11 protein-coding genes and 1 rRNA gene are annotated in these 6,331 nt (G+C 42.5%); 7 read left to right on the forward strand and 5 right to left on the reverse strand.

All coding sequences use genetic code 11. The features are described 5' to 3' along the window. The 7 genes from traN to BN35_RS00030 all read left to right on the forward strand — a co-directional run. A partial coding sequence (gene traN / locus BN35_RS00005; RefSeq protein ID WP_044071023.1) for a conjugative transposon protein TraN occupies nucleotides 1-584 on the forward strand: 584 nt, incomplete at its 5' end. Then, nucleotides 578-1,171 (forward strand): conjugal transfer protein TraO, encoded by a 594-nt coding sequence (locus tag BN35_RS00010; protein WP_028901355.1) that lies wholly within the window; start codon nucleotides 578-580, stop codon nucleotides 1,169-1,171. The genes traN and BN35_RS00010, both read left to right, overlap by 7 nt. 12 nt (nucleotides 1,172-1,183) lie before the next feature. Then, entirely contained in the window at nucleotides 1,184-1,669 is a 486-nt protein-coding gene (locus BN35_RS00015) for a DUF3872 domain-containing protein (RefSeq protein ID WP_025073193.1), read from the forward strand. Next, complete coding sequence (locus BN35_RS00020; protein WP_028901356.1) at nucleotides 1,656-2,174, forward strand: glycoside hydrolase family protein; 519 nt, start codon at nucleotides 1,656-1,658, stop codon at nucleotides 2,172-2,174. The genes BN35_RS00015 and BN35_RS00020 overlap by 14 nt, the downstream gene beginning before the upstream one ends. A gap of 262 nt (nucleotides 2,175-2,436) precedes the next feature. Further along, entirely contained in the window at nucleotides 2,437-2,616 is a 180-nt protein-coding gene (locus tag BN35_RS13555; protein WP_145992906.1) for a hypothetical protein, read from the forward strand. A gap of 151 nt (nucleotides 2,617-2,767) precedes the next feature. Continuing rightward, nucleotides 2,768-2,880 (forward strand): 5S ribosomal RNA (gene rrf / locus BN35_RS00025). A gap of 19 nt (nucleotides 2,881-2,899) precedes the next feature. Next, nucleotides 2,900-3,610, forward strand: a complete 711-nt coding sequence (locus BN35_RS00030) for a hypothetical protein (protein WP_028901357.1) — start codon at nucleotides 2,900-2,902, stop codon at nucleotides 3,608-3,610. Between the two features lie 157 nt (nucleotides 3,611-3,767). Here BN35_RS00030 and BN35_RS00035 read toward each other — a convergent pair whose 3' ends face one another. From BN35_RS00035 to BN35_RS00055, 5 genes are all read right to left on the reverse strand, one after another. Then, nucleotides 3,768-3,989, reverse strand: a complete 222-nt coding sequence (locus tag BN35_RS00035) for a hypothetical protein (protein WP_025073191.1) — start codon at nucleotides 3,987-3,989, stop codon at nucleotides 3,768-3,770. A gap of 4 nt (nucleotides 3,990-3,993) precedes the next feature. Next, on the reverse strand, nucleotides 3,994-4,248 hold the full coding sequence (locus BN35_RS00040) for a hypothetical protein (protein ID WP_025073190.1): 255 nt from the start codon (nucleotides 4,246-4,248) through the stop codon (nucleotides 3,994-3,996). 27 nt (nucleotides 4,249-4,275) lie between these two features. Next, complete coding sequence (locus BN35_RS00045) at nucleotides 4,276-5,550, reverse strand: PcfJ domain-containing protein (protein ID WP_025073189.1); 1,275 nt, start codon at nucleotides 5,548-5,550, stop codon at nucleotides 4,276-4,278. Nucleotides 5,551-5,554: 4 nt separating this feature from the next. After that, nucleotides 5,555-5,974 (reverse strand): PcfK-like family protein, encoded by a 420-nt coding sequence (locus tag BN35_RS00050; RefSeq protein ID WP_004357833.1) that lies wholly within the window; start codon nucleotides 5,972-5,974, stop codon nucleotides 5,555-5,557. A 6-nt stretch (nucleotides 5,975-5,980) separates the two neighbouring features. Beyond that, nucleotides 5,981-6,331: hypothetical protein (locus tag BN35_RS00055; protein WP_081675904.1), on the reverse strand; the 351-nt coding region annotated here is incomplete at its 5' end.

Raw genomic sequence — 6,331 nt, forward strand, 5'->3', positions numbered from 1 at the left:
ATGTCAAATATGCTGATGAACCGGAGAAGCTCAGCATAGAGATGAAGGACTTCCTGTCACCAACGGACGGACGACTGCCAAGCAATCGCTCTGATATTTACTTTAAGGAACTCGGTAACGAGTCGCCCGTATTAGTAAAGCTGATGATGCAGACCATCTACCAGAATGACAGACGCTGCATTAAGCACATCGGTGCACAGCAGTTCGGTATGAAGTTTCTGCTTCGTGGCTTGTATGCCCATAATGGCTTGCTGTATTTCCACACCCGTATGGAAAACGGCACGAATATGCCTTACTCGGTGGATTTTATCACCTTTAAGGTGGTGGATAAGAAAGTGGCAAAGCGCACCGCCATACAAGAACAAGTATTGCAGCCGCTTCGTGCCTATCATCAGGTGATGCAGGTGCGTGGCATGGGCAGTGAACACACTGTGTTTGCGCTCAAGCAGTTTTCTCTTGCAGAAGACAAGCAGCTTGAAGTAACGCTCTATGAGCGAAGCGGAGGGCGCACGCTGTCTTTCTATGTAGGACAGGAAGATTTGCAGCTGGCAAAGAAGATTGACAACCTCAAACTCAAATGGTAGGCTTTATGAAGAAGAAACTTATTTTATCGGTTTGTGCAGCGGTGGCAATGGCTTTCAGTCTGCCATCGCAGGCACAGCGACTGATACCCAAGCAAAGGGGCATAGAGGTCGTAGGGGGTGTTCCGCTTATCAAGGGTGAAAAGTTCTTTGGCAAGGATAACTTCGGTCTTGACATATCGCTTACCCGTTACTTGAAACGAGAGAACTACTCCTTTGTAGGAGTTGAGTATGAACAGCAGATTATGCCGTATCGGGACTATGGCGTAAAACTCAAGGATGCACTCTTGCAGGTGGGCTATATGCACCCTGTTCTCTCCGACAGAGGTAAGAACGTATTTCTCAATAGTGGCATATCCGCCTTGGGTGGCTATGAGCAGCTGAACGAGGATAAAAAACTGCTGCCCGATGGGGCTACGTTGCTCGACCGTTCCCACTTTGTCTATGGCGGAGCCGTTCACGGCTCGGTGGAGGTGTTCCTTACGGACAGGATTCTCTTTCTTGTAAAGGCGCAGGGACGGTTCCTCTTTGGAACGGACGTGCATCGTTTCCGTCCTGCGCTATCAGCAGGACTTAGGTTTAATATTTAATAGAAAAGAAACATGAAAAAGAAGATATTAAGTTCGATATGGGTAATGGGCGTACTTGCCCTTGCCGTGTTTTGTCTATCTGCTTGTGATAGGGAGCTGGATGTTCAGCAGTCTTATCCGTTCACTGTCGAGACGATGCCCGTTCAGAAGGACATTGTCAAGGGACAGACGGCAGAGATATGCTGCACGCTCAAGCGAGGGGGCGACTTTGCTGACACACGCTACACCATCCGATACTTCCAGCCTGACGGCAAGGGAACGCTGAAGATGGATGATGGTACGGTATTCAAGCCCAATGATCGCTATCCGCTCACGAAAGATGTGTTCCGTCTGTATTACACCTCGCTCTCCACTGACCGCCAGACGATTGACGTGTACGTGGAGGACAGTTTCGGTAAGATGCAGCAACTGACTTTCAGTTTCAACAACGAAAAGGCGGAGGAAAAGGGAAAGACCACCGCAGTAGTAACCAGAGCCTTGAACGATGCGAACGGCTAAACGCTTTGCTTTATTCTGTATAATGTGCTTGCTCTGCCAGCCGATCCTTGCCCAGCGCAGGGTACGGTTGACAGACTTGCCTCCTTTTGAGCGCGCCGTGGTGGTCGTGAAATACTTCGAGGGGCTACACGGAAAAGGTTGCTATCCGTATGTGGGCTATGGGCATCAGCTGCAACCTGGAGAGCACTTCTCTTCCAATATGACGGAACGGCAGGCGGACTCGCTCCTCCGTGCCGACCTATGGAAATGCTTTGAACACTTCAAGGGGTATGGGAAAGATGCGCTGCTATTGACCTTACTTGCCTACAATGTTGGTGTAGGGCGACTGCTCGGATATGGCAAACACACTAAGAGTAAGTTACTGCGAAAGATAGAGGCTGGAGATAGAAATATTTATCGGGAGTATGTTTCGTTTTGCCGATATAAGGGAAAAGTTTTGAATGGGTTAGTTAAACGTAGACAGGTTGAGTTTGCCCTGTTTTATATACCTTTAGCTTATGATTGATATTTTGTTGAGGAATAATAGAAAATTATTTTCTTTTATCGTATCTTTCCTCTAAAGAAAAACGCATTTTCTTTATTCCCACTGGCTTATAAATTAAAGTTTTTATGTAAATTTGCAAATGTACTTTTTGCCTATGTGCTTGAAGTACATAAGCCATATATATATGGAACAGATAAATTTAATTTCAGTTTTAATCAAATTTTTTATGGAAAAGAAAAATTATTATTAGGACTGCTTAGCGAGATGCTAGGCAGATCCCGCCGTGAAAAAGGCGTTAAACTCTACAGAGAATTTGACTGGTTTTGTCTCAGTAGCAATTTCTATTTTATCCATGGGCAATCCTGTAGCTGATGCGTTCACCGCAGGAAGCTATTTGGCACATATAGGAAAGATGATTTGCGACTTGAAACAACGACCGAAGACAAAGATAGATTGGGTATAGGAAATGCTACTACTATTTTGTTTCATTGCAAGTATTGTATCGCTATGCGGTATGTGTTTGCCTATCTTGCTTGTTAAGATAGTAACGATCTTATCTTTTACGCTATTCTCTGCTGCTTGGTAGCCTACGCTACCATCTTATTAAAATTATCGAGGGTAACTATAATTGCGGTGGAACTACCTCTTACCCATTCCGAACAGAGAAGTAAAACCCGAGAATGCCGATGGTACTGCAAATTTGTGGGAGAGTAGGAAGTTGCCCATTTTTTTTTGAGATTAAATAAATGAGAAGTTTAAATAAAGAAGAACAACAATTTTGCAATCGAATATTGCAAGGAAATGGAAATAATAATTATATTGGCAATATAATAGATGATAAATTAGATAATGTCAGAATTGTCATGAATAGACAAAACTCTAGTGTACAAATTCGTGTAACTATATCAAGCCAAAATCCTACAGAAGAAGATTTTAGTTATGTTAAAAAGCGTAGTACTGAGGTTTGTGAACTTATTCTTGAGGTCGTAAATTTGATACAATTATTAGAGAAAGAACATTATATCATGACCTTGCGTCGGGCAAACCAATTTCAAAATCCAATGAGTATGGGAAGGGGGATCGTTAATTTGCCTTGTATTAGTTCGGATATACCAGATTCTAATATTACTAATCTTTTGATAGAATATTGTGAAAAGGAAATATATGTCACGGAGGAATTTAGGCTGTTCTGTAACAGAGGATTTATATCACGAGATGAACAACGGTTTCAAAAACAAATTAAATTGACCTATGGGGCCTTGATAATATCAATTTTTGCACTTTTTTTTAATACAAGTTTCAATGTTTATACTCTAATCATAAATAATAGAAATATAGAAAAGAATAAAACGGAAACTTCACACAACTCATATACAAAAAACAAATTTGCAAAAGATAAAGATGTCAATATTATGAGCACAAAAGATTCTATTTGCAGACAGAATAAGCATAAATAGCCTGTTTGACAATTTAAAATATTGTAGTTCTTATAATTTAAGTATCTTTGCGACTTTCTTTTGCTTCTTTGCTTTGGTCGCCTGCTCGTTCAAAGACAAAGAAAAGAAGCCACGCAATTTTCGGTTTGCGTGGTTGTTCTTGGCATAGTTTGTAATGCTATTTCTGGACTTTCGTTATCCTGTCTATGTGCTTATTGGGATGCTTGTCAAAAGCCCAATTTATTTCATCATCGGGCAAAGTGCTGTGAATGCTACCACCCATCACCAACCCACAATTTTGCAGGACTTTCTGCCGTGCTTCTTCCTTACTCTCCGCAACCACATCAAACACTCCTTCGAAGATGTATTGCGTCCGAACTCTGTAAACTTTCTTCTTCATAATCTTAAAATTCAACCTTTAATAATCTGTATTCCTTTGGCTCTCCATTAGATAATTTACGATGTGTGAGCCAAAAGTGATGTGCACCATAGCCGTATGCAAAGAACTTGTCAAGTTCTGTTTCATCGGCTATTTTGTTGATAGCTGACCTTAACTCCTCTTTGTTGTCGGATAGGGTTATTGCATTGATAACCCTAATGAGAATATGCGGTATCTCATCCGCATAGTTGTAGATGATGTTTTCAATCTCTGTTTTCATATCTCTGATAATTTAATAGTTCATACTTTATGCTGTTGCTTTCATTCTTCGCCTTATAAGTCCTCGATTGGCATTGACAAGGTTTACTATCTGTTCGTGGTACTCGGTATTCTTGTTGCACACTCCACGACTTTGCACCACCTCAAATGATTTCAGTGATACCTCTATTGTTTCTATCCGCTTGCCCTCAATGGTAGCCGATAGGATTAGTGAGTCCTCTTTAAGATAATATTCGTTGGAGAATACGCAATGGTGCATGGTCGCTCCCTCCTCCAAATGTTCACGCACGCTCTCCAATACGTGGACTTGGATTGTGCCGTCCGTGAAATGGATACCGAAGAATTTGGATTTGAGTTCCTTGAAACGTTTTTCGTCTTCCATTGCCTTCTTTTGTTTCTGTTGTATCTCCTCCCTTTCACGCAATCTGAGGAGTTCATTGTGTCTGCGGTCGTGTTCGGATTTGAGGTGGGTGGGGCAGAGAAACTTCGGGCTGTGAATGTCTTTGCCCAACCTGCGGAGTGTGTCTGCATAGTCGCACCAAAGGGAAATGTCTGTTATCTCATATCCATTACGGTTGGCTATCTTGTAGGACTGCCAATAATTGTCGAAGTTTCGAGGAGTATTGAGAAAATAGCGTAAATGTTCAAACCGTTTTGCTTTCATCAATGTTTCGGCACGGCTGTCAGAAAGCAAGGCAGGAATGAGTGTTGTTGGGGGAATATCGTGAAAATCATCCTTGAAACCATTTCTGCGGAGTGTGTCTGATACCTTGAACTTCGGATATATCTGCGAATAGGCTACATATCGGTAGGCTTCATTGTCATTGCGGATTGCCATAGGTGCGCAATAGGAAAATGTATCAACGTAATGTCCCAATATACGTTGTATGGCAACCAAGGCTTTCCGTCCTTGTGCGTTCCACCAATACTGCCCAATTTCAAGTGCGTAGTACTCTGCCTTGCAACCTTTCTCCATTTCAGCCACGAGGAGGAACATCCGCAACACTTGGTATTCTCCGCAAGCGGTGAGTGTCGTAAAATAGTGCTTCTGCTGCAATTTCCTTTGGAATGTTTCCTTTACCTGCAACTTAGCCCTGCAATGAGGGCAAGTGCAAGTTTTTCTATGTTTGTTCAGTGTCCAACTATGTCCACAGTCCATACAAGTGGTGCGACCTTTGGGCAAGCGGTAGGCGAAGTGGTCTATGCACTCACGGAATGCCCACTTACTTTGTGTCTTGGTTATCGGGCAAAGATACTTGCTTTGTTCCAAAACTGCCTTTTCAAATTTGTTTCTCGGTTTCATAGGCTTAAAAATCAAATAGTGATGGTTGTACATGGGTTGCTACATTCTCGGTCTTTTTAACTCGTGCGTTACGACTCTGTAACTTGGCAAGTTCCTCACGCTGATATAGCTTAATGGCTTCCTGCCTTGCTTCGGCTTTTTCTTCCTCTGTAAGTTCTACAATGTGATTGACGGCAACTTGGCAAGAAATAGCCTTACCCACCTCTATATCGTCCTCATCATAGTAGTGAACAGCCATAGAGAAGATTTCATCATCATCAAAGCCGTTGCAACCGCTTTTCTGCACTTCATTAAGAATGTAGGTGATGCACTCCTCGATATTCTTGTTCGGTTTCATCAAGTTAGGGGCAAACAAGGGGTCTGTCATAGCACGCTGATTAAGATACTCGGCTATTGTCCGTGTGAAATGTTCTGTTCCTTTCATTGTTCTTTAATATTTAGGGATTTCTACTATTTGATTGATGCGCCCATATAGGTAGGCTCTTAGGCTTGTTCTGTCGGGTGCGTAACACTCTGTCCATTGTCCGTACTGATTGACAAGATATTTCTTCAGTACATCAAAGAAGTCAAAGCGATAGCCTTGCAGGGGAACGGCTGTGCGGAAATAGGTATTAGAGTTCACCGCTTCACATAGCCAATTCTTTTCCTCACGGCTCATACACTCGCCACGATTAAGTTTCATACGTAGGAGATATACTTTGCTGTTACAAAGGCTCTCCAAAGGGGGAACGTCCCATTGTACAAACTTAATTGCCAACACTTGCTCACTCTTTTCAGCCGT

Origin of the sequence: Hoylesella timonensis 4401737 = DSM 22865 = JCM 15640 (assembly GCF_000455445.1) — a bacterium.
Classification (GTDB): Bacteria; Bacteroidota; Bacteroidia; order Bacteroidales; family Bacteroidaceae; genus Prevotella; species Prevotella timonensis.